Origin of the sequence: Streptomyces sp. SID12501, assembly GCF_010550245.1 — a bacterium.
GTDB lineage: Bacteria > Actinomycetota > Actinomycetes > Streptomycetales > Streptomycetaceae > Streptomyces.
In genome coordinates this window covers 1-19,772 of sequence record NZ_JAAGLU010000075.1, presented here as the reverse complement: position 1 = coordinate 19,772, position 19,772 = coordinate 1, and the positions used below count along the sequence as shown (strand labels likewise).

15 protein-coding genes and 2 pseudogenes are annotated in these 19,772 nt (G+C 69.2%); 7 read left to right on the top strand and 10 right to left on the bottom strand.

Features of this window, described 5'->3' with window-relative positions:
- Window positions 1-210 (top strand): annotated as a pseudogene (locus G3I71_RS50555) (hypothetical protein); the annotation flags it as partial.
- A gap of 33 nt (window positions 211-243) precedes the next feature.
- Here G3I71_RS50555 and G3I71_RS43735 read toward each other — a convergent pair.
- Window positions 244-957 carry a methyltransferase domain-containing protein gene (locus G3I71_RS43735; RefSeq protein WP_343243274.1) on the bottom strand — a complete coding sequence of 238 codons (714 nt, stop codon included), beginning with the start codon at window positions 955-957 and terminating at the stop codon, window positions 244-246.
- A 167-nt stretch (window positions 958-1,124) separates the two neighbouring features.
- Here G3I71_RS43735 and G3I71_RS43730 point away from each other — a divergent pair, with 167 nt between their 5' ends.
- Together G3I71_RS43730 and G3I71_RS43725 are read left to right on the top strand one after the other, a co-directional pair.
- Complete coding sequence (locus tag G3I71_RS43730; RefSeq protein WP_164324234.1) at window positions 1,125-2,066, top strand: DUF5829 family protein; 942 nt, start codon at window positions 1,125-1,127, stop codon at window positions 2,064-2,066.
- A gap of 553 nt (window positions 2,067-2,619) precedes the next feature.
- Window positions 2,620-3,186, top strand: a complete 567-nt coding sequence (locus G3I71_RS43725; protein ID WP_164324225.1) for a hypothetical protein — start codon at window positions 2,620-2,622, stop codon at window positions 3,184-3,186.
- Window positions 3,187-3,292: 106 nt separating this feature from the next.
- On the opposite strand, the gene G3I71_RS43720 is transcribed toward G3I71_RS43725, so the two are convergent.
- The gene (locus tag G3I71_RS43720; protein WP_164324223.1) at window positions 3,293-4,336 is read right to left on the bottom strand and encodes an NAD(P)-dependent alcohol dehydrogenase; all 1,044 of its coding nucleotides are present in this window, start codon (window positions 4,334-4,336) and stop codon (window positions 3,293-3,295) included.
- A gap of 171 nt (window positions 4,337-4,507) precedes the next feature.
- Here G3I71_RS43720 and G3I71_RS43715 point away from each other — a divergent pair, with 171 nt between their 5' ends.
- Complete coding sequence (locus G3I71_RS43715; RefSeq protein WP_164324220.1) at window positions 4,508-5,470, top strand: helix-turn-helix domain-containing protein; 963 nt, start codon at window positions 4,508-4,510, stop codon at window positions 5,468-5,470.
- A 124-nt stretch (window positions 5,471-5,594) separates the two neighbouring features.
- On the opposite strand, the gene G3I71_RS43710 is transcribed toward G3I71_RS43715, so the two are convergent.
- From G3I71_RS43710 to G3I71_RS43690, 5 genes are all read right to left on the bottom strand, one after another.
- Window positions 5,595-8,915, bottom strand: coding sequence for a S8 family peptidase (locus tag G3I71_RS43710; RefSeq protein ID WP_343243273.1), 3,321 nt, complete (start codon window positions 8,913-8,915; stop codon window positions 5,595-5,597).
- Window positions 8,916-9,118: 203 nt separating this feature from the next.
- On the bottom strand, window positions 9,119-9,802 hold the full coding sequence (locus G3I71_RS43705) for an ABC transporter ATP-binding protein (RefSeq protein WP_164324218.1): 684 nt from the start codon (window positions 9,800-9,802) through the stop codon (window positions 9,119-9,121).
- Between the two features lie 200 nt (window positions 9,803-10,002).
- A complete protein-coding gene (locus tag G3I71_RS43700) occupies window positions 10,003-11,493 on the bottom strand; it encodes an ABC transporter permease (protein ID WP_164324216.1) in 1,491 nt (496 codons plus the stop codon).
- A gap of 229 nt (window positions 11,494-11,722) precedes the next feature.
- Window positions 11,723-12,994, bottom strand: coding sequence for an Ig-like domain-containing protein (locus tag G3I71_RS43695; RefSeq protein WP_164324214.1), 1,272 nt, complete (start codon window positions 12,992-12,994; stop codon window positions 11,723-11,725).
- 272 nt (window positions 12,995-13,266) lie between these two features.
- Window positions 13,267-13,620: a hypothetical protein gene (locus G3I71_RS43690; protein WP_164324212.1), complete on the bottom strand. Its 354-nt coding sequence runs from the start codon at window positions 13,618-13,620 to the stop codon at window positions 13,267-13,269.
- A gap of 110 nt (window positions 13,621-13,730) precedes the next feature.
- Here G3I71_RS43690 and G3I71_RS43685 point away from each other — a divergent pair, with 110 nt between their 5' ends.
- Window positions 13,731-14,123: a cell wall protein gene (locus tag G3I71_RS43685; protein WP_343243272.1), complete on the top strand. Its 393-nt coding sequence runs from the start codon at window positions 13,731-13,733 to the stop codon at window positions 14,121-14,123.
- A gap of 81 nt (window positions 14,124-14,204) precedes the next feature.
- Complete coding sequence (locus G3I71_RS43680; protein WP_203732944.1) at window positions 14,205-15,032, top strand: hypothetical protein; 828 nt, start codon at window positions 14,205-14,207, stop codon at window positions 15,030-15,032.
- An 81-nt stretch (window positions 15,033-15,113) separates the two neighbouring features.
- Here G3I71_RS43680 and hutH read toward each other — a convergent pair whose 3' ends face one another.
- The 3 genes from hutH to G3I71_RS43665 all read right to left on the bottom strand — a co-directional run bounded on the left by hutH (window position 15,114) and on the right by G3I71_RS43665 (window position 18,940).
- Window positions 15,114-16,652, bottom strand: coding sequence for a histidine ammonia-lyase (gene hutH / locus G3I71_RS43675; RefSeq protein WP_164324227.1), 1,539 nt, complete (start codon window positions 16,650-16,652; stop codon window positions 15,114-15,116).
- Between the two features lie 238 nt (window positions 16,653-16,890).
- The gene (locus G3I71_RS43670) at window positions 16,891-18,048 is read right to left on the bottom strand and encodes a diguanylate cyclase (RefSeq protein WP_164324210.1); all 1,158 of its coding nucleotides are present in this window, start codon (window positions 18,046-18,048) and stop codon (window positions 16,891-16,893) included.
- A gap of 85 nt (window positions 18,049-18,133) precedes the next feature.
- Window positions 18,134-18,940 carry an enoyl-CoA hydratase-related protein gene (locus tag G3I71_RS43665; protein WP_164324208.1) on the bottom strand — a complete coding sequence of 269 codons (807 nt, stop codon included), beginning with the start codon at window positions 18,938-18,940 and terminating at the stop codon, window positions 18,134-18,136.
- 375 nt (window positions 18,941-19,315) lie between these two features.
- Between G3I71_RS43665 and G3I71_RS43660 the strand changes: the two are divergent.
- Window positions 19,316-19,772: pseudogene (locus G3I71_RS43660) on the top strand (hypothetical protein); the annotation flags it as partial.

The following is a 19,772-nucleotide window of genomic DNA, read 5'->3' as shown; positions in this document are numbered from 1 at the left end:
GTCTCGCCGTCCGCTACGACAAAAAGCCTGAAAGCTACCAGGCCGGACTCGAATTATGTGCCGGCCTCCTCTGGATCCGACACCTCGGATCACAGCCTTGATCACAACTCCACACAGGCCCTAGGGCACATCACCGCCGGCTGGCGCTTGCCGGACGGCAGCGAGGGTCGCGGCCCGTTCGTGCTCCTCGGCGGCACCACGACCCCCTGAGCAGCCCGAACGGTTTCGCCGCCTCCCGTACAGCTACCGCCCTACCGCTCCGTCGCCGTAGTACGACGCGACGGCCGGCTGCCCGGTGTAGTTGGGGCCCGCCTCCGGGTCGGCCCCGAGGTAGGTGAAGGGAAGCCTGACCGACCTCCCGCCCCGCAGGCTCAGCCGATGGTGCCGGGCCGAATAGTCGAAGCCTGCGGCGCGCAGTGCCGCGAGGACCGGGCGGGAGGCGTCGGTGCCGTCGGGGCGCCGTAGTGTCGCCGGGTCCAGGTGGGCGATCAGCAGGCCGGTGTCGGTGAGCCAGGAGGCCGCCCGTTCCAGGAGGGCGAGGCGGTCGCCGACGTAGTGGAGGCCGTGGACGCAGGTGACGAGGTCGTACCGGCGCGCCGGGGACCACTGGCAGAGGTCGGCGGTGATGAGTTCGAGGCCGTTGGACGGCTGCGTCGGACGCAGTGGGCCGACCAGGTCCACGCCGGTGATCACGGCCTGAGGGAGTTGCTGGGCCGCCGCGCGCAGCGCATGCCCTTCTCCGCTGCACAGGTCGAGCCAGGAGGGCGCCGGGCCGCGATCGTCGAGGAACTCCGCTGGATCGAGGCCGAGTTCGCGCGTGTAGCTGTTGACGCCGGTCAGGACCCGTTCGCGGTTCATCGTGCTGTTGGCCACGACGGAGTGCCCGGTCAGTTCGCCGTCGCCGATCAGACGAGGTGGCAGTTGGGCGGCCGTTGGCGGCGAAGTACCGTCGATCACCGCCCCATTGTGCGTCACCGTCGATCGAAGACGCGGGGCGAATCAGGCAACGGCCGCGATCGACTCACGGCGGCCGAACCGGCGCGCCCGCATGTCGTGGAAATCAGCAGCGGACGCAAATCCTCCGCCCTACCATCGCTGACATGCTGCTTCGAAGAACGTTACGGATGATCATCGTCATCGCTGTGGCCCTCGCAGCGGCGGTACAGGGTGGTGCTGCGAGCGCGACGTCCGCCCGGGAGAACCAACCACCTTCGCCTGAAAGGCAGTTGCTCTACTACAACCACGCATACGGGGTGTTCGACCGGGAGACCGCCGACGCCGTCGAGCATTCCGCCTATCTGCGGAGGTTCGCCAACTTCCAGGTCCGCACCACGAGCGGGGCCGGCGGAGAGACCTGGACCGGCCGGTATCTGATGGGCCGCGAGACCTACCTCGAACTGTTCGGCGTCGGCGACGTACCCGGCCAGGACGGCACCCTCGGCTCCGCCGGAACGGGCCTGTCGACCGAGCGGGCAGGCGATCTGGCCACCGTCATCGAGCGGTTGCGGGCGGAAGGGGTCAGCGACCCGGTCCTGTTCCAGCAGACGCGGGACTTCGGCGACGGCGTCCCGGTGCCGTGGTTCGACGCGGCCCTCACCACCGTCCAGTACGACGCGTACGGCGCCTGGGCGATGGAGTACACGCCCGAGTACTTCGCCGACCCGCGCAGCAACACCGAGCCGGCCGCCTTCCCCGGTGACGTCGGCCGGGAACGCTATCTGTCCGACCTCTACCGCGACCACCTGATGCGGGACATCACCTCGGTCCGCCTCGCGGTCACCGCACGCGACCTCGCCAGCACGGTGCCGCTGCTGCGGGCAGGCGGCTTCGCCGTCCGGTCGGTGGCGGACGGCGGCATCGTCGCGAAGGGCGGCGGCACCACGATCCGCTACGACGTCGTCGCGCGCGAACACGCGGGAATGCGGCGGGTCGAGATGTCACTCAACCGACCGGTGAGCCACCGCCACGATGAACAGCTCGGCCATTCGACCCTGGTCGTAGGCCCGGGCGCCCACGCCGTGTGGACGTTCGAGGACACCAGCGACGGGACCGGACGACCCGCATAACGTGGACGACGGGATGACGGGTCAACGGGTTGGCCGAGGACCTCGACGGAGATCATCTGTCGGCGCTGTGGCAGCGCCGGTGGCCGAAGGGACCGCCCGTCGGCCCCGGTGTGTCCGGCTGACGGCGACAGTCGCGAGCCCGGCAGCTCTTGCGGCAGGCAAGAAGGAGCCGGCGCACGCCGTTTCAGGAGCGAACCGGCGCACTCTGTGCGACAACTTGCGCCCAGTGCACCTTCGTACCCCAATTTCACCGATTGGAATGAAGCGCCGCCGGAGGAGGCCGATTCCAGCGTGCGGAGCTGTGAGGCTGGGCTGTACCTGCGCGAGCGGCCACTCTGCCCGCCGCTTCTCTTCCGCATCGCTGTCAGCCCTGCCCGAATATCGGAGTTCCGCCATGTCCGCCACCCCCTCGCGCCCACTGGATGCCGACGCCGATTCCACGTCGCCGGACTCCGGGGAGCCCGACGCTCCGTCGGACCCGGCCGCCACACCCGACCCATCGCCACAAGGTTCCCGTGTTCGCTGGCGGCAACGGCTCGGGGCGTATCTCACCGTGGCAGCGTCGATCGCCACCATCGTCTCCCTCGCTGTCACCTTCATCGACGTCCCGGGAGACGAGTCCGACGACAAGTCGGGAACCGCCCGGACCCCCGTCGGCCAACCGCACGGCAACGAGGACGAGGCGAGGAAGACCTCGAAGAAGAAAGAGAAGGAGAAGAACGAGGAGGAGAAGGAGGAGAAGAAGCTGGAGTCGACCCTGGTGGTGGGGTCCGATGCGCCGACCATCGGTTGGTGCGAGATCGTCAACGGGCAATTGACAGCTCCAGCCCCCAAGGACAAGGTCATCGGCGTCTTCGTCACAGTCTACGAGGCGAGCTATCCGCAGTTGCACGTGTCCTTCCCTCAGCACCAGCAGCTCACTTGGACCGGGGCCGCGACGCTCGGCGATGGTGTGGCCGCGGACAACGGCGTCACATTCCAGATCCAGCTGGTCATGCTGCCGACGTCCGAGGACCCGACGAACTGGGGCGAGGGCACGCCGGTCTCCTTCGGCAAGGACTGGAAGGTGCTCGCCCAGCGCGAAGTGAAACGAGGCACCGAGGCCAGTCACTGTCCATAGCGACTCGGTTGCCGAACCGGAAGCTCACAGCGGTGTGGGCCCCGGCGTTCACCACCCGCCGGGGCCCACACCTCACGCTTACCTCACGAGCCCTTCACACAACAGATCAGATCGTCGCCGTGTCGATCACGAACCGGTACCGCACATCGCTCGCCAGGACCCGCTCGTACGCCTCGTTGATCTCCGAGGCGCTGATCAGCTCGATCTCGGAGCCCAGCCCGTGCTCGGCGCAGAAGTCCAGCATCTCCTGGGTCTCCTGGATGCCGCCGATGCCGGAGCCGGCGAGGGTCTTGCGGCCGGCGATCACCGAGAAGAGGTTCAGCGCGACGGGCTCCTCGGGGGCGCCGACGTTCACGAACGCGCCGTCCGTCTTGAGGAGGGACAGGTAGGCGTCCAGGTTCAGCGGGGCCGAGACCGTGGACAGGATGATGTCGAAGGTGCCGCGCAGCTCCTTGAAGGTCGCCTCGTCGCTGGTCGCGTAGTAGTGCGCCGCGCCCAGCTTCAGGCCGTCCTCCCTCTTGCGGAGGGACTGCGAGAGGACGGTGACCTCGGCGCCGAGCGCGTGCGCGATCTTGACGCCCATGTGGCCGAGGCCGCCCATGCCGAGGATCGCGACCTTCTTGCCGGGGCCGGCGTTCCAGTGCTTCAGCGGGGAGTACGTGGTGATGCCGGCGCAGAGCAGCGGCGCGGCCACGTCGAGGGCCAGGCCGTCGGGGATGCGGACGGTGTAGTTCTCGTCCACGACGATCTTCTGGGAGTAGCCGCCGTAGGTCGGCTCGCCGTTCTTGTCGACGGCGTTGTACGTGCCGATCATGCCGCCGCCGGTGCAGTACTGCTCCAGGCCGGCCACACAGTTCTCGCACTCGCGGCACGAGTCGACCATGCAGCCGACACCCACGTGGTCGCCGACCGCGAACTTGGTGACGCCCGAACCGACGGCCTCGACGACACCGGCGATCTCGTGGCCGGGGACCATCGGGAAGGTGGCCTCGCCCCAGCCCTCGCGGGCCTGGTGGATGTCGGAGTGGCAGATACCGGCGAACTTGATGTCGATCAGGACATCGAACTCGCGGACCTCACGACGCTCGATGGTGGTGCGCTCCAGGGGAGCCTTGGCGGACGGGGCGGCGTATGCAGCGACAGTGGTCATGCCGGGAGTTCTCCTCGGGGGGATTCGCGCCCGGCCGCCTTCTGACCGGGTGCGACGTTCAGTCTGCCCAAGGTTCCCGCATTCACCCAGTCCACGCTTCTGCGTACGTCCAGCGGTCCTACCACTGGCGGGGTCAGGCTCGTGTTCGTACGACCGGGAATACTGGACCGTATGGACGAGCATCCCGATCACGCCGATCGCACATATCCGGCGAACGCCTCCGGGAACGGGCAGAACACCGGGGCTGGGACCGGAGCCGGAGCCGGGGGTGCCCTGGACCGGCGTGCCGAGCTCAGCGAGTTCCTGCGCACCCGGCGGGCCCGGCTCAAGCCGGAGGATGTGGGGCTGCCGGACTTCGGGCGGCACCGCCGGGTGCCCGGGCTGCGCCGCGAGGAGCTGGCCCAGCTGGCCGGGGTGTCCGTCGCCTACTACACGCGGCTCGAACAGGGCAACGGGCGGAACGTCTCCGCGGAGGTCCTCGACGCCATCGCCCGCGCCCTGCGGCTGACGGGCGCGGAGCACGCCCACCTCACGCACCTCGCCAAGCCGAAGCAGCACAAGAAGAAGCCGTCGATGCGGGCGCAGGTCGTGCGCGGAACACTGCGGCAGCTGCTCGACACGATCGACGGGGCACCGGCGTACATCGCCGGGCGGCGTACGGACATCCTGGCGTGGAACGCGATGACCGCGTCCCTCTTCGGGGACTGGGCCGAGCTGCCGCCGCAGGACCGGAACTGGGCGCGGCTGGTGTTCCTGCGGCCCGAGTACCACGACCTGTTCATGGACTGGGAGCAGAAGGCGATCGACATCGTCTGCCATCTGCGGATGGACGCCGGCTGCTATCCGGAGGACCCGAGGCTGGCCGCGCTGGTGGGTGAGCTGTCGGTGAAGAGCGAGGAGTTCCGGCGGCTGTGGGCGACCCACGACGTCAAGGAGAAGAGCTACGGGGTGAAGCGGTTCCGGCATCCCCTGGTGGGCGAACTGACCCTGAACTTCGAGTCGTTCAGGCTCCCGGACGACGGCGACCAGACCCTGCTCGTCTACCACGCGGAACCGGGATCCCCGTCGGCGGAGGCCTTGCGCCTGCTGGCCAGTTGGGGACGGGACGCGACGAGGGCGGGTACGGGCGCCTGAGGTTCCCGAAGAGCTGAAACGCACGGACGGCCGGCCGGGGGATCCCCCCGACCGGCCGTCCGCCAACTCCTACCTCAACGGCGGCCTACTCGCCGTAGTACGAGTACGAGTACGAGTACGCGTTCTACTTGCCGTAGTACGCGTTGTAGATCGAGATCGTCGACTTGTTGCCCTTCTTGTCGCTGATCTTCGCGTGGAAGGAGATCGCCGCCCCCTTCGCCGGGTTCACGACGGTGACCTTCCCGTTCTTCACCGTCAGCTTCTTCCAGGTCTTGCCGTAGTCGTACGACGCGTACACCGACAGCGACTTCAGGTTGCTGCCGCGCGCCGCGCCCTCGACGACGACCGGGAACGTGGCCTTCGTGCCCGCCGCGACCTTGTTGTCCAGGCCGACGGCCGCGTTGAAGCGGACCGAGGAGACCGGGAGCTGTGCCCCGCGCTCCCCCGGCTTCTTGGAGCGGAACGTCCAGCTCGCGTCGATCCGCGTGGACGCCTGGGCGACCTTGACGCTGCGCTTGACCGACGTCGTCAGCTTGTACGCGGCATCGCCCGCCGGAACCGTGAACACCTTCCCGCCGAACAGCGGGTCGTCGTTCGTGCCGACCTTCTGGCCGTTGCGGTAGAGCGTCGTCGTCACCGACGTGAAGTCGGACGAGCCGGGGTGGCCCGCGCCGTCGGAGAACAGCGGGACAAGCCCGTAGATGTAGTTGCCGTCACGGAAGACGCCGTAGTCCGGAAGCAGACGAGGCCCGAAGACGGCGGTGTTGAAGGTGCGCGCGTACTTGCCGCCCGGCTTCACCTTCGGCACGTTTCCGAGCGAGTAGTACGCCTCGGGGATCGGGAAGCCCTGTGCGTCCTTGCCCTTGAACTGGAAGAAGTCGAAGAACCACTGGACCTTCTCACCCGTGGACACGTACAACGTACGCGTGGCCGGCAGGGCCTGCTCGACGAGCGCGCCGAAGCCGACGTCCTCGGGCAGGAAGGCGATCACGCCGAGCGCACCGGTCTTGCCAGGTGCTCCGGAACCGAGCCGGTTGGACACCGTGGCGAACTCGCTCGCCTTGAAGTGGCGGACCTTGTCGCCCTGGATCTTCTTGACCTTGGCGGTGGTGATCGCGTCGTACTCCGCGCCCGCACCCTTGCTGAACTGACCGAACCAGGTCTGCGAGAGGCCGGTGACCTCCGGGCCGAGGTGGGCCATCCGCAGGTTCGCGAAGGAGTCGAGGTTGACTCCGATACCGAGGAACGCCGGTTCGTACAGGTAGTCGATCGTCGCGCCCAGCGGCTTGGCGGCGGCGTCCGGCACCGTGATGTCCGGCGCCTTGGTGGTGCGGGCGTCGATCGTCACCGAGGTGTTCTTGGTGACCGCCAGCTTCGGCTGCACCACCCAGTCGAGGCCCTCGCCGCCCAGGTCGGGCTTGGTGAAGTCCTTCGCGATCCAGCCGTCCAGGAGGTACGTGCCCTTGGGCAGCCGCATGGTCGTGATGCCGGTGGTGGTCGTCGGGACCTGGTAGGCGCGGTTGGTGGCCAGGCCGCTGTAGCCGAAGAGGACCGTGTTGTACTCGCCCGTCGGCTGACCGGCCTTGTCGATGTGCTTGACCGTGAGGTCGTACGACTCGACCTCACGGTTGACCGCCGCCCCCGTACGGACGGTCTGGGCGCCGGCCGTCGCCGTCACGTACGAGGAGTACGCGCCGTCGAGAGTGCCGCCCAGCTTGGTGTTGACGGTGTAGTCGACCGAGGCGGTGCCGCCCGCCGGGACCTTCAGGGTCGTCGCGGCCAGCTTGAAGAAGCCGGCCGGAGCGACCTGGCCCTTCGGGTTGGTCGCGGTCGCCGTCAGCTTCAGCGTGACGTCGGTGGTGCCGAGGTTGCGGTAGGTCAGGGGCTCGGTCGCCGGGGTGTCGTCGGTGTGCGGCCACGCCTGCGTGCCGAAGCTCACCGACACGGGGTCGGCGATCACGGTCTGCTTGATGGCCTTGTCGACCTGGATACGGCCCGAACCCTGCTCGAACGGCGTGTAGTTGCCGCCCTTCGCCGACCCGGTGAGCGCGCCCTTGATCTCGGCGTACGTCCAGTCCGGGTGTTCCTGCTTGAGGATCGCCGCGGCGCCCGCCACATGCGGCGTCGCCATCGACGTACCCGAGATGGTGAGGTAGCCGGCCGGGTTCTCGCCGACCTCCTGCTCGATGAGGCTGCCCTTGGCGGAGGCGGCCGTGATGTCTTCGCCGGGCGCGGTCACGTCCGGCTTGATGGCGCCGTCGCCGACCCGCGGGCCGGTGCTGGAGAACTTGGCCAGCAGGTCCTTGTCGTCGACGGCGCCGACGGTGAGCGCCGCGTCGGCGCTGCCCGGCGAATCGATCGACTCCGGACCGGCGTTGCCCGCCGCGATGGCGAAGAGGATGCCCTTCTCGGCGGACAGCTTGTTGACCGCCGCCTCCATCGGGTCCACCTCGGGGGTGTCCAGGCCGCCGAGGCTGAGGTTGACGACCTGGGCGCCCTGCTCGGCCGCCCACTCCATGCCGGCGATGATGCTCGAGTAGTCACCGGAACCGGTGTCGTCCAGGACCTTGCCGTTGAGGATCTTGGCGCCGGGTGCGACGCCCTTGTACTTGCCGCCCGACTTGGCTCCGGTGCCCGCCACGATGGACGCGACGTGCGTGCCGTGACCGAACTTGTCGGTGACGCTGGTGGCCGTGGAGAAGTTCTTGGCCGCGATCACCTGGTCCTTGAGGTCCGGGTGGGTGGCGTCGACGCCCGTGTCCAGGACGGCGATCTTGACGCCCTTGCCGTCGAACCCGGCCGCCCACGCCTTCGGCGCGCCGATCTGCGGCACGGACTTGTCGAGGCTGGCCTTGCCGGTGCCGTCGAGCCAGACGTGCGCGATCCCGGCGGCTGTCCTGTCGCCGTTGGTCACCGCGTCCCAGAGTTCGGGAGTGTCCTTCTGCGGCGTCTGTACGGCGTCCGCGTTCAGGGACTTCAGCGTCTGACGAAGGGTGCCCGCGTCACGGACATCGGCCTTGGTGGCGGTCGCCGCCCCCGTGTAGCCGACGATGACCTTCAGCCCCTTCTGCTGGGACTTGCGGGTCGCCGCCTTGTTCAACTCCGTTACGTCGAACAGCCGTTGGTCGAGCCTGCCGCTCGAGACCAGCCGGGCCGCGTCGGCCGGGACGACGAGCGTGTGCCCGTCGACCTTGCGGATCTGCACGGGTATCCTGTCGCGGCCCGCCGCCCGCTCCAGGCCGACGACGCGGCCCTTCGCGTCGATGGCGACCCGGTCACCGGTGATCAGCGTGATGCGTTGCGCGGGCTTGAGCGTCTGGGCAGCGCTGGTCACACGCTGCTGCTCGCCCTTCGCGTCGGCCTTCGCGGATGCCGGGCCGGTCATGCCCGCCGCGAGGGCAACAGCCGCCGCCGTGGCCACGGTTGCCGCGCATGCTCTTTTCACTTCTGTGCGCAAGTCTCCCCCTGGAGCGCTGGCTGAAGTGCCGGGCACTTCCCCGTTCACCCGGCCGGGGGACTCTCGTACGCATGCGCGCACACCCCCCGACCGTGAATTATGCCGAGGGGTGATCAGTCACTCAATAGACTGGAGGATTGCGCTTTCGGCTGTTACGAGCCAGTTACGAAATCTTGCGGGCCTTACGGACTTTACGAGCCCGCGTTCTCCTTCACGGTGATCTTCCCCTTGCGGATGATCGCCAGTCGCGGGGCTTTCTTCGCGATCGCCGAATCATGCGTGACCATGATGAAAGTGAGCCCGAGCTCCTTCCACATGGTTTCGAGTACGTCCATGATCTCGTCGCGCATCGACTCGTCGAGGTTCCCGGTGGGCTCGTCGGCGAGCAGCACCTTCGGCTGCTTGACCAGCGCACGAGCGATGGCGACACGCTGCTGCTGACCGCCGGACATCTCCCCCGGAAGATGTCCGAGCCGCTCCCCGAGCCCGACCGACTTCAGCGCCTCGGCGGCCCGTTCGCGACGCTCCCGGCCCTTCACACCGAGTGGTACGAGAGCGGTCTCGACGTTTTCCTGGGCCGAGAGGGTCGGAATGAGATTGAAGCTCTGAAAGACGAAGCCGATGTTTTCGCTGCGGACTTTGGTGAGCCTGCTCTCGGACAGTTTGGCGAGATCTGTGCCGTCGAGGTCGATGCTGCCCTCGGTGGGGCGGTCGAGGCCGCCGAGCATTTGCAGGAGCGTGGACTTGCCGCCGCCTGTGGGGCCCTGGATGACGAGGCGGTCGCCGTCGGCGATCGTGAGGTCGATACCTGCGAGGGCGTCGACGGTTTTCTTGCCTCGGGTGTAGCGCTTGGTCACGCCTTTGAGTTCGTACATGTGGGTGTCTCCTGGGTGGGATTCGGGGTGGTGCGTCGTCGTTTGCCGGCTGCGGGCCGGTGGAGGCTGGTGAGAGCCGGTGGGAGCTGGTCACTCCCCCACTCTCGGCTTCGCTCGATCGGGGGGGGACCCCCATCGGGGCGGGTCCGCATATGGAATGCGGACCCGCGCCCCTGAAAGCCCCCGTCGAACCCCGCGTCCTACTCGACTCGCCTCAGCGCGTCCGCCGGGCGCAGCCTGGACGCCCGCCAGCCGCCGAAGGCGCCGGCGATGAGGCCGCCGGCGACGGCGAGGCCGACCGCGAGGGTGATGGTGGAGAGCGCGACGGGCGCGGTGAGCGCGACCGTCAGTGCCTTGGTCGCGGCCTGCCGGCCGAAGCCGCCACCGCCGCCACCGCCGCCGCCGCCGGGGAAGCCGCCACCGCCGTTCCCGCCCGAACTGCCCACCTCTGCCTGGAGTTCCGGGCTGATCGCGGTGACGACATACGCACCGGCGAGGCCGAGCGCGATACCGAGGGCGCCGCCCACCAGCCCGTTGACGACGGCCTCGCCGACGACCTGCCGGGTGACCCGGCCCGACTTCCAGCCGAGCGCCTTCAGCGTGCCGAACTCGCGCACCCGGCGGGAGACGGCCGAGGAGGTGAGCAGGCCCGCGACCAGGAAGGCGGCGACGAGCACCGCGATGGACAGCCACTTGCCGACGTTGGAGGCCAGGTCGGAGGCGGTGGACAGGGACCCGGAGACGGTGCTCGCGAGATCGGCGGACGTCGTGACGGTCGTACCCGAGATGTTCTTCTGGATCGTCGACTTGACCGCGGTGATCTGCTGGGAGTCGGTCGCCTGGACGTAGATCGTGGTGACCTTGTCCTTGGAGTCGCTGAGGGTCTGGGCCTGCTTCAGCGGGATGTAGAGGTTGGCCGCCGAGTCGCCGCTCTCGGGGGTCGCGACGCCGATCGCCTTGTACTTGACGCTCTTGATGGTGACCGTGCTGCCGACCTTGAGCTTCTTCTCCTTGGCGTAGGAGGCGTCGACGACCACGACCTTGGCGTCGGTCTCGGCGGTCGTGAAGGTACGGCCGCTGGTGATCTTCGAGGAGGTCAGCGGGCCGAGGGCCGGCTTGGTGACGTCCGTGCCGTACACCGAGTAGTTGTTGACGTCGAAGTTGGCGCCGCCACCCTCGACACGCCCCTGGGGAGCGGCCGTCGAGTTGCCGCCGGGGCGTCCGCCGCCCTGGTTGCCGCCGCTCTGCTGGTCCTGCTGGAACTCGCCCTGCCTGAACTGGCCGCTGACCTTGACGACCTGGAGGCTCAGTCCGCCGACGGCGTCCGAGACGCCCTTCTGCGTGTCGACCTTGGTGACCGTCGAGGCGGCCAGGGTCTGGAAGCCCTGGACGAACACCCGGTCGCTGCTCTGCTCCGCGTCGGAGGCGCTGTCGTCGGGCCGCGCGTCGAACTGGAAGCGCGGGCGCTGGGTGGCACCGGTGCCCGTCTGGGCCGCGGCGGCCTTGGTGACGGTCATGTCGGTGCCGAGTCCGTACAGCGACTCGAGGACCTTGTCCTGCGCCTTCGACATGCCCGCGGACACCGAGGTGACCACGATGACCAGGGCGATGCCGAGCGCGAGCCCGGAGGCGACGACGAGTGCCGCTTTACGACGGCGGCGCAGTTCGCGCCTCAGGTAGGTGAAGAACATGGCCGCAAGCTAGGTACACCGCGTGATGACGGGATAAGTCCTTCATAAGAGATGCATGAGAAGGCTGTGATCAGCCCAGGAATTTCCCAGGAAACACCGATGCCGCCCCTGGGGGCGGCATCGGAAAGCCGTGCGGTGCGTGTGCGTGAGGCAGTCAGGCAGTCAGGCAGTCAGGCAGTCAGGCAGTCAGGCAGTCAGGCAGTCAGGCAGTCAGTGAGGCCTTGAGACCTCAGACCGCCGAACCCGCCTTCCAGTCCGCCCAGTTCAGGTTCCAGCCGTTGAGGCCGTTGGCCGGGTCGACGGTCTTGTCACCGGTGTTCCGGACGTCGACGACGTCGCCGATGATCGAGTGCTCGTAGAACCAGTAGCCCGCGGAGTTCTTGTCGTTGGCGCCCTTGGTGTCGTTCAGGCCGACGCAGCCGTGGCTGACGTTGGCGCTGCCGAAGGTGCCGTCGGAGCTCCAGTAGTTGCCGTGCACGAAGGTGCCGGAGGTGGTCAGCCGGATGGCGTGCGGCACGTCCTTGATGTCGTACTCGCCCTTGCCGTCGTCGTCGGTGAAGCCCACGGTCGCGCCGTTCATGCGCGTCTCCTTGAACTTCTCCGACATCACCATCTTGCCCTCGTACGTCTTGTTCTCGGGCGAACCGGCGGAGATCGGGATGGTCTTGACGACCGTACCGTTGTGCATGACCTTCATCGTCTTCGTCTTGGCGTCGACGATGGAGACCTGGTTGCGGCCGATCTTGAAGGTGACCGTCTTCTGCTGCACGCCGTAGACACCGCTCGCGCCCTCCACGCCGTCGAGCGCCATCTTCAGCGTGACGGTGGAGTTCTCCTGCCAGTAGTCGTCGGGCCGGCAGTCCATGCGGGTGTCGTTGAACCAGTGGCAGACGACTTCCTGCCCGCTGGTCGAGGAGACCGTGACGGCCTTCTGGACGTCCGCCTTCTCGGTGATCGCCTTGTCGAAGTTGATCGACACGGGCATGCCCACACCGACGGTCGAGCCGTCCTCGGGGGTGAAGTAGCCGACGAAGCTGTTCGCGGCGGCGACCGTGGTGAACGAGGCGTTCTCGTGCGCGGCACGGCCGTCGGCGTCCTTCGCCGTCGCCGCCACCTTGTAGGTGGTGGCGCGCTCCAGCTGGGCGCTCGGCTTCCAGCTCGTCTTGTCGGCAGATATCTCACCGGCGACAGCGGTACCGTCAGCCGTCGTCATCGCCACGGCCGTGAGGGTGCCCTTGGTCACCGCCACCTGGGCGGCGTTGTTGATGGAGGCGTTGTTCGAACCGTCCCCGGGTGTGATCTTGATCTGGGCCTCGGAGGTCTTCTCGGCCGCCGCCTCGTCGGCCTTGGCCTGCGAGGTGTCGGTGCCGCTGTCGCCCTTGGAGGCACTGTCGCTGTCGCCTCCGCTGCACGCAGAGAGCACCAGCACGCCACCGAGCAGGGCGGACGCGGCCATAAGACCCTTGCGCCGCCTACTGTCCGTCATCACACGCTTCTCCATCGTTGCCGAATCCCCAACCAAAACCAGCGAGGGTCCCCGTACGAAACCTGCAGATCCCCGTAACACGATTCAACTCAACGCTACGACCGGTACGTCCCGTTCCACATTCACTCGATGTGTGGGGGACACCACGTCGCCTGGGTCACAGGGAGCTGTCGCTCATCCCGTACTCCACCGGGTCGCGTGGTGCCGCTGCCGGTCACTGCTTCTCCTGAGACGACGAAACCCCGGTCGGCGGTTGCCGCCCGGGGTCATCTTTTTCCCCAGCGGCCTCAGCCGTCCACCCGCTCGCCGACCACTTCGTCGCCGTCCGCCTCATCATCCTCGTCCAGATCCCAATCCGGCGAATCCGGGTCGTAGTCGATCTCCTCGCTGCTCCACGAGGCCTGCGCCAGTTCGGTCCCCGGCACCTCACCGACCAGGTCGAACGGATCCACGAGGTACGCGAGCGCCTCCGCGGTGTCTTCCGTCACAGTGTCCTCGGCGTGCACGCGCTCGTCGGCCGGCATCTCGGTGTCACCGGCGATCCGCTGCAACGCCGCCTTCGTCAGGGCGTCCACGTCGTCGACCTCGACGATCAGTTCCACCCTAAGCCGTACAAAACGTGATGTCTCTGATGTACTCATGGTCGGAGAGCGTACGGCTCACAGCTCCCTCAACTTTCCCACGACCCACGCCTGTCATTAACATCGGGGTCACGGCCAATTCGCCAGCGCCACAAGGGGATCGATATTCCGTGTCATCCGCACGTCGATCGTTGTTGACCGCCACCGCCGCGGGCACCCTGCTGGGTGCCCTGTGGTTCGTCCCGTCCGCCAACGCGACGGCCGAGAACCCGGTGGAGCAGCGACACAGAGCGGGCACGTCCATCTCCACGATGTCGGAGAACACCCGGCAGATCTCCATATCCAGCACCACCGGAAGCACGGGTACGCGTGTGAGTACGGCCACGAGTACGACCGTCACCACGGTCACGACGACCTCGGACTCGGCCGCCGGCGACGGCACCCGCCTCGCCGACACCGGCAGCTTCGACACCACGCCGTACGTCGTCGGCGGCACGTTCTCGCTCGCTCTGGGCGCCGGGTTCGTGGTGTATTCGCTGCGGCGGGAGCGGCTGGGGTTCTGACGGGCTTCCGAGCCGAACGTCAGGTTTTTGAGGAACTTTAACAACTTGACGTTTATTTGACTGTCGGTTCATAGTCCGCTCATGAAGAGATCATCGAGGGTGCGCGCGTGCGCCACGACGACCGTGGGTGTACTGGCGCTCTCCCTCATCACGGGGTGTGGTGGCGGGGACTCCGACGAGTCCAAGAACTCCGGGGCGTCGGCGACGACGCAGGCCGGAAAGACCGCGAAAACGGCGAAGGCCGCGACCGAGGCAGAGCTGGAGAAGCTGCTCGTCACCACGGCCGACGTGACCGGCTACAAGGCCGAATCGACCACCGCGGAAGCGAAGGCCGCGGACTCCAAGAGCGACCTCAAGATCGCCGCGGAGGTCTGCGCGCCGATCGCGTACGCCGTCTCGGGCTTCGCGCCCGGCGACGAGGCGGCCGTCGTACAGGGCAAGGTCACCCAGGACGCGAAGAAGCCCACCGACGCCGCTTCCGAGTCCACGGACGACGTGCCCGACGCGGAGTGGCAGGCCGAGTTCGCGGAGTCCATGAACATCGACATGACCTTCCTGACGCTCTCCTCGTACGACGGTGACGGCGCCGAGAAGGCCATGAAGGCCGTCTCCGACGCGGTCGCCGGCTGCACGGGCGGCTTCTCGATCAGTGGCAGCACGGACAACACGAAGTACACGAAGATCGCGCCGGTGAAGGCGTCCGGGGTCGGTGACGAGTCCGTGGCGTTCTCCGCGACCGGCGAACCGGAGGAACCGGACGGAGCGACCGGTTTCACGTACGGCGAGGTCGTGCGCTACGGGAACACCATCGCGGCGTACACCACGATCAACCTCAGCAAGGTCGTGTCCGGAAAGCCGTACACCATCTCGGCCCCCGTGGTGAAGGCACAGTCGGCCAGGCTGAAGTAGCGAAAGCAGTCGGCGAAAAACGGTTCGGGGCCCTGTCCGGCAACACCGGCAGGGCCCCGCTCGCCCTCCCCCGTAAGGGAGTTACCGCAACGGCCCGGTCACCGGTTCCACCGCCGTGACCAGGTGCCCGCCCCGCACGAACGCGTCCGCCGCGGCGAGGTCGGGCGCCAGGAACCGGTCAGGGCCCGGCCCCTCGACACCCGCCGCCCGTACGGCGTCGATGACGGCCCGGGACGCGGGCGCGGGCGTCAGCCCCTCCCGCAGCTCGATGGCCCGCGTGGCCGCGTACAGCTCCACGGCGATGATCCGGGCGAGGTTGTCGACGGCCGTACGGAGCTTGCGCGCCGCCGACCAGCCCATCGAGACGTGGTCCTCCTGCATCGCGGAGGACGGGATCGAGTCGGCCGAGGCGGGTACGGCGAGCCGCTTCAACTCACTGACCAGTGCGGCCTGCGTGTACTGGGCGATCATCAGCCCGCTGTCCACACCGGCGTCGTCCGCGAGGAACGGCGGCAGCCCGTGCGAGCGGTTCTTGTCGAGGAGGCGGTCGGTGCGCCGCTCGGCGATGGATCCCAGGTCGGCGGCGGCGATGGCGAGGAAGTCGAGGACGTACGCCACCGGGGCGCCGTGGAAGTTCCCGTTGGACTCGACCCGCCCGTCGGGCAGGACTACGGGATTGTCGACGGACGAGGCGAGCTCCCGCTCGGCGACGAGCCGTGCGTGCGCCATGGTGTCGCGCCCGGCGCCGGCGACCTGCGGGGCGCAGCGCACGGAGTAGGCGTCCTGGACGCGGGGCGCGCCGTCCTGGTGGTGCCCGGTGAGCTCCGAACCCTTCAGCACGGCGAGCATGTTGGCCGCGCTGTCCCCCTGCCCCGGGTGCGGCCGGATGGCGTGCAGCTCGGGCGCGAGCACCTTGTCGGTCCCGAGGAGCGCCTCCAGGGAGAGCGCGGCGGTGACGTCGGCGGACTTGTAGAGGGTGTCCAGGTCGGCGAGGGCCATGATCAGCATGCCGAGCATGCCGTCGGTGCCGTTGAGCAGGGCGAGGCCCTCCTTCTCGCGCAGCTCGACGGGGACGATGCCGTGCGCCGCGAGGAGTTCGGCGGCCGGCTTCACGACTCCGTCCGGCCCCTCCGCGTCACCCTCGCCCATGAGCGTGAGGGCACAGTGGGAGAGGGGTGCGAGGTCGCCGGAGCAGCCGAGTGAGCCGTACTCGTGCACGACCGGGGTGATCCCGGCGTTGAGCACGTCGGCCATGGTCTGCGCGACCTCGGGCCGCACGCCCGTGTGCCCCGAGCAGACGGTCTTGAGCCGCAGGAACATCAGCGCCCGTACGACCTCCCGCTCGACCCGCGGTCCCATGCCGGCGGCGTGCGAGCGGACGATGTTGCGCTGCAGCTGAGCCCGCAGTTCGGGGCTGATGTGCCGGCTCGCGAGGGCACCGAACCCGGTGCTCACGCCGTACACGGGCTCGGGCTTGGCGGCCAGCGCGTCGATGATCCCGCGGGCCTTCGAGAGGGCGGCTACGGCCTCCCCGGACAGCTCGATCCGGGCCCCGCCACGCGCCACGGCGAGCACGTCGGCCGCGGACGTCCCGGACGTCCCCACCACCACAGTGTGCATATCCATATTCAGGAGCGTAACCAGTGAATTCGAAGATGTCACTACCGGGTGCCCGGTACACCCCTTACAGCACACCGGCCCGCCCCAAGCACCGGTCGTACCCCCAAGCACCGGCCCGCACCCCCAGCCCGTCTGGGGGTCCCCCCTCTGGGGGAGATTGAGGACAAGGCCCGTTCAGGGCCGGAGGGGGGTCTGGGGGCGCAGCCCCCAGCAAGGCCCGCGCCTCACACCCCGCACCTCACGACCGACGCCCACGGAACCGCCGCCGTTCAACCGCCCCCCGCCCGGAGGGCCCCTCGGCGAGCCGGACCACCGGATCGTCGGGACCCTCGCGCCCCGCGACGACCGGCCGGTCCGCGTGGACCGCCTTCGCCCGGTACTGCGCCGCGTCGGCGAGCCGGAACAACCGGCGAGCCGTCCGCACCGGCCCGATCGCGTCGGCGGTCGAGGCGATCCCGCAAGCGACCCCCTCCCCCAGCTCCAACTCGGCGGCGCGACGGCACAGTTCGACACCCGCCCGGACCACGTCGTCCGCGGGCGCGCCGACCACCAGCAGGCAGAACTCGTCACCCCCGAGACGGGCGGCGAGGGCGCCGGGCAGCATGGCCCCGCAGAGCGACAGCACCGATCCGAACCGTTCGAGGAGCCGGTCCCCGACCGCGTGCCCCAGGGTGTCGTTGACGCGCTTGAGCCCGTTCAGGTCGCAGACGACCAGGCTGACCACGGCACCGTCCCGCCGGTGCCGCTCGATCGCCTCGTCGAGGTGGGCGTCCACGGCACGGCGGTTGGCGAGCCCGGTGAGCGCGTCGGTGAAGGCGAGCCGCCGGGCCTCCTCCAGCCGCTCGGTCTGGGCGAGCCCGGCGGCGACGACGGAGGCCAGGACGGTGGCGAAGTCGGCGTCGGCACGGCCGAAGACGGGGGCACCGACAGGCCGGGCGACATACAGCTCGCCCCACGCCCGCCCGTGCAGCACGACGGGCGCGACGACACAGCAGCCGCGCCCCCGGCGCCGTAGGGCGGCGACCCGCTGATGGCAGTACCCGGCACGCCCCGCCGACGGCCCGCGCGCGGGCCCCTCGGCCGTCTCGACCCAGGCGTTGGGCTCACCGCCGCCCGCCCATCGCTCGTGCAGGAACTCGGTGATCTCCGGAAACTGGTGCACGGGGTACGCCTCCCCCTCCGGGAACTCCTCCTCGCCGGCGGCCCGCTCCCCCACGTTCACCAGAACCCGCAGCCGCCCCAGCTCCCGCTCCCACACCGACAGCGCGGCGAAGTTCCCGGCCAGCGCATGACAGGCACCGAGCGCGGCGGCACGCCAGGACTCGCGGGGGCTCTGCGCCGCGGCCATGCCCTGCGCGAGCGTCACGACGGCCTGGAGCCGGCTTTCCTCACCCATTGATCCAGGTTAGGAAGGTTTGGGATGAATTGAGACATCGAGAGGGCGAACAGAGGTCCTTTCAAGGTCGCCGGAGGCGGGAAAGCTACTCCCCCGGCCAGACAGGCGCCCTCTTCTCGGCGAACGCCGCGACCCCCTCCGCCCGATCCCCCGAAAAGGCGACGGCCCGCCACGCGGCGTCCTCCACCTCAAGGCCCGCCCGCAGATCCAGCCCGAACCCCACCCGCAATGCCCGCTTGGCCGCCCGTACCCCCACCGGGGAGTTCGCCGCGATCCGGGACGCCAGTGCCAGCGCCTCCTCCCGGTCGCGCCCCTCCTCCACCAGCACGTCCACCAGCCCCAGCTCCCGCGCCTCGCCCGCCTCCACCCGCCGCGCGGTGAAGATCAGCTCGGCGGCCCGCGCCGCGCCCACCCGGCGGGGCAGCAACTGCGTACCACCGCCCCCCGGAATCACGCCCACGGACACCTCGGGCAACCCCACCACCGCCGTGAAGTCCGCCACGATCAGATCGCAGGACAGCGCCAGCTCGAACCCGCCTCCCAGCGCGAACCCGTGCACCGCGGCGACCGTCGGCATCGGCAGCTCCAGTACGCCGGTGTAGGCACCCCGCGCCACCGGCCGCTGCCGGACCAGTTCGGCGTCGGACATCGAGTTGCGTTCCTTGAGGTCGGCCCCGACGCAGAACGCCCGCTCATGGGTGGAGGCCAGCACCACCGCGCGTACGTCACGGTCGGCGGCCAGCGCGGCACACGCACCGGCGATGGACCGGGCCATGGCGGAGGAGACCGCGTTCATGGCCTTCGGCCGATCGAGGACCAGCTCGGCGACGAAACCGTGCCGCCGCACCACGACGAACTCCCCGAACCGCTCCTCGGAACGTTCCTCGCCCATGACACCCTCCTGGTTAACGTGGGTTAACTACGGCCGCCCCGATCATCGCAGCCCGCCCACGCCCAGGGGAAGAACGGACGGAGGGAGAACGGATGGAGAAGGGACCCGCAGGCCCCCTCTTCTCGTTCGGGTGACATGGCGCCGATCTCCTGAAATTCCCCTCCCGGGAGCGCATAACGTGCGCTCCGCCACGGCGCACCCGGGGCGCGAGCGCAACGGGGAGGGATCGCGATGACGGACACGACGACAAGGCCGGTCGAGACAGGCACACCAAGGCACGCGCAGGTCCCGCCCCAAACCCCACCCCGGGTCCCGCCGCAGTTCCAGGCCCCCGCCCGGCCATGGACCCCTACCCCGCCCCCTGCTGCGCCTCCTGTGCCTCCTGCCTCTCCGGCACCCGAGGCCCCGCCCACGCCCCTCCTCAACCGCCCCCGGGGCCGGCACCGCAAGCCGCGCCCCCGCAAGGTCCTGCTCGCGGCGGGCGGCTTCGCACTGGCCGCCGGGGTCCTGAGCCTCGTACGGCTGGCGCCCGACGGCGGAGTGGGCGTCGGCAGGGCACAGGCCCAGTCCGACCTGGACGCGGACACCGGCGCGAACCCGGACTCGGACTCGGACACAAACACGGGCACCTCGGCCGACCGCACGGGCAACACGGCGGCCACCGTCGGCGGCGCCCCCACGGCGAACCCGTCGGCGAGCGCCCCCATGGGCGGCGCGACCCCCGTCCCGACCACGCCCCCGACGGCACTACCGACCGCCCTGCCGAGCGCGACGGGCCCGCTGCGGCCCTTCCCCCGCGGCGCGCTTCCCACGTCGCTCGGGCCCGCCGCCG

What these genes read in the sequence shown, in the direction of transcription:
- G3I71_RS43730 (WP_164324234.1), top strand. Translation starts at nt 1,125, where the DNA reads ATGATCATCGTCATCGCTGTGGCCCTCGCAGCGGCGGTACAGGGTGGT.
- G3I71_RS43720 (WP_164324223.1), bottom strand. Translation starts at nt 4,336, where the DNA reads ATGACCACTGTCGCTGCATACGCCGCCCCGTCCGCCAAGGCTCCCCTG.
- G3I71_RS43715 (WP_164324220.1), top strand. Translation starts at nt 4,508, where the DNA reads ATGGACGAGCATCCCGATCACGCCGATCGCACATATCCGGCGAACGCC.
- G3I71_RS43705 (WP_164324218.1), bottom strand. Translation starts at nt 9,802, where the DNA reads ATGTACGAACTCAAAGGCGTGACCAAGCGCTACACCCGAGGCAAGAAA.
- G3I71_RS43700 (WP_164324216.1), bottom strand. Translation starts at nt 11,493, where the DNA reads ATGTTCTTCACCTACCTGAGGCGCGAACTGCGCCGCCGTCGTAAAGCG.
- G3I71_RS43695 (WP_164324214.1), bottom strand. Translation starts at nt 12,994, where the DNA reads ATGGAGAAGCGTGTGATGACGGACAGTAGGCGGCGCAAGGGTCTTATG.
- G3I71_RS43690 (WP_164324212.1), bottom strand. Translation starts at nt 13,620, where the DNA reads ATGAGTACATCAGAGACATCACGTTTTGTACGGCTTAGGGTGGAACTG.
- G3I71_RS43680 (WP_203732944.1), top strand. Translation starts at nt 14,205, where the DNA reads ATGAAGAGATCATCGAGGGTGCGCGCGTGCGCCACGACGACCGTGGGT.
- hutH (WP_164324227.1), bottom strand. Translation starts at nt 16,652, where the DNA reads ATGCACACTGTGGTGGTGGGGACGTCCGGGACGTCCGCGGCCGACGTG.
- G3I71_RS43670 (WP_164324210.1), bottom strand. Translation starts at nt 18,048, where the DNA reads ATGGGTGAGGAAAGCCGGCTCCAGGCCGTCGTGACGCTCGCGCAGGGC.
- G3I71_RS43665 (WP_164324208.1), bottom strand. Translation starts at nt 18,940, where the DNA reads ATGGGCGAGGAACGTTCCGAGGAGCGGTTCGGGGAGTTCGTCGTGGTG.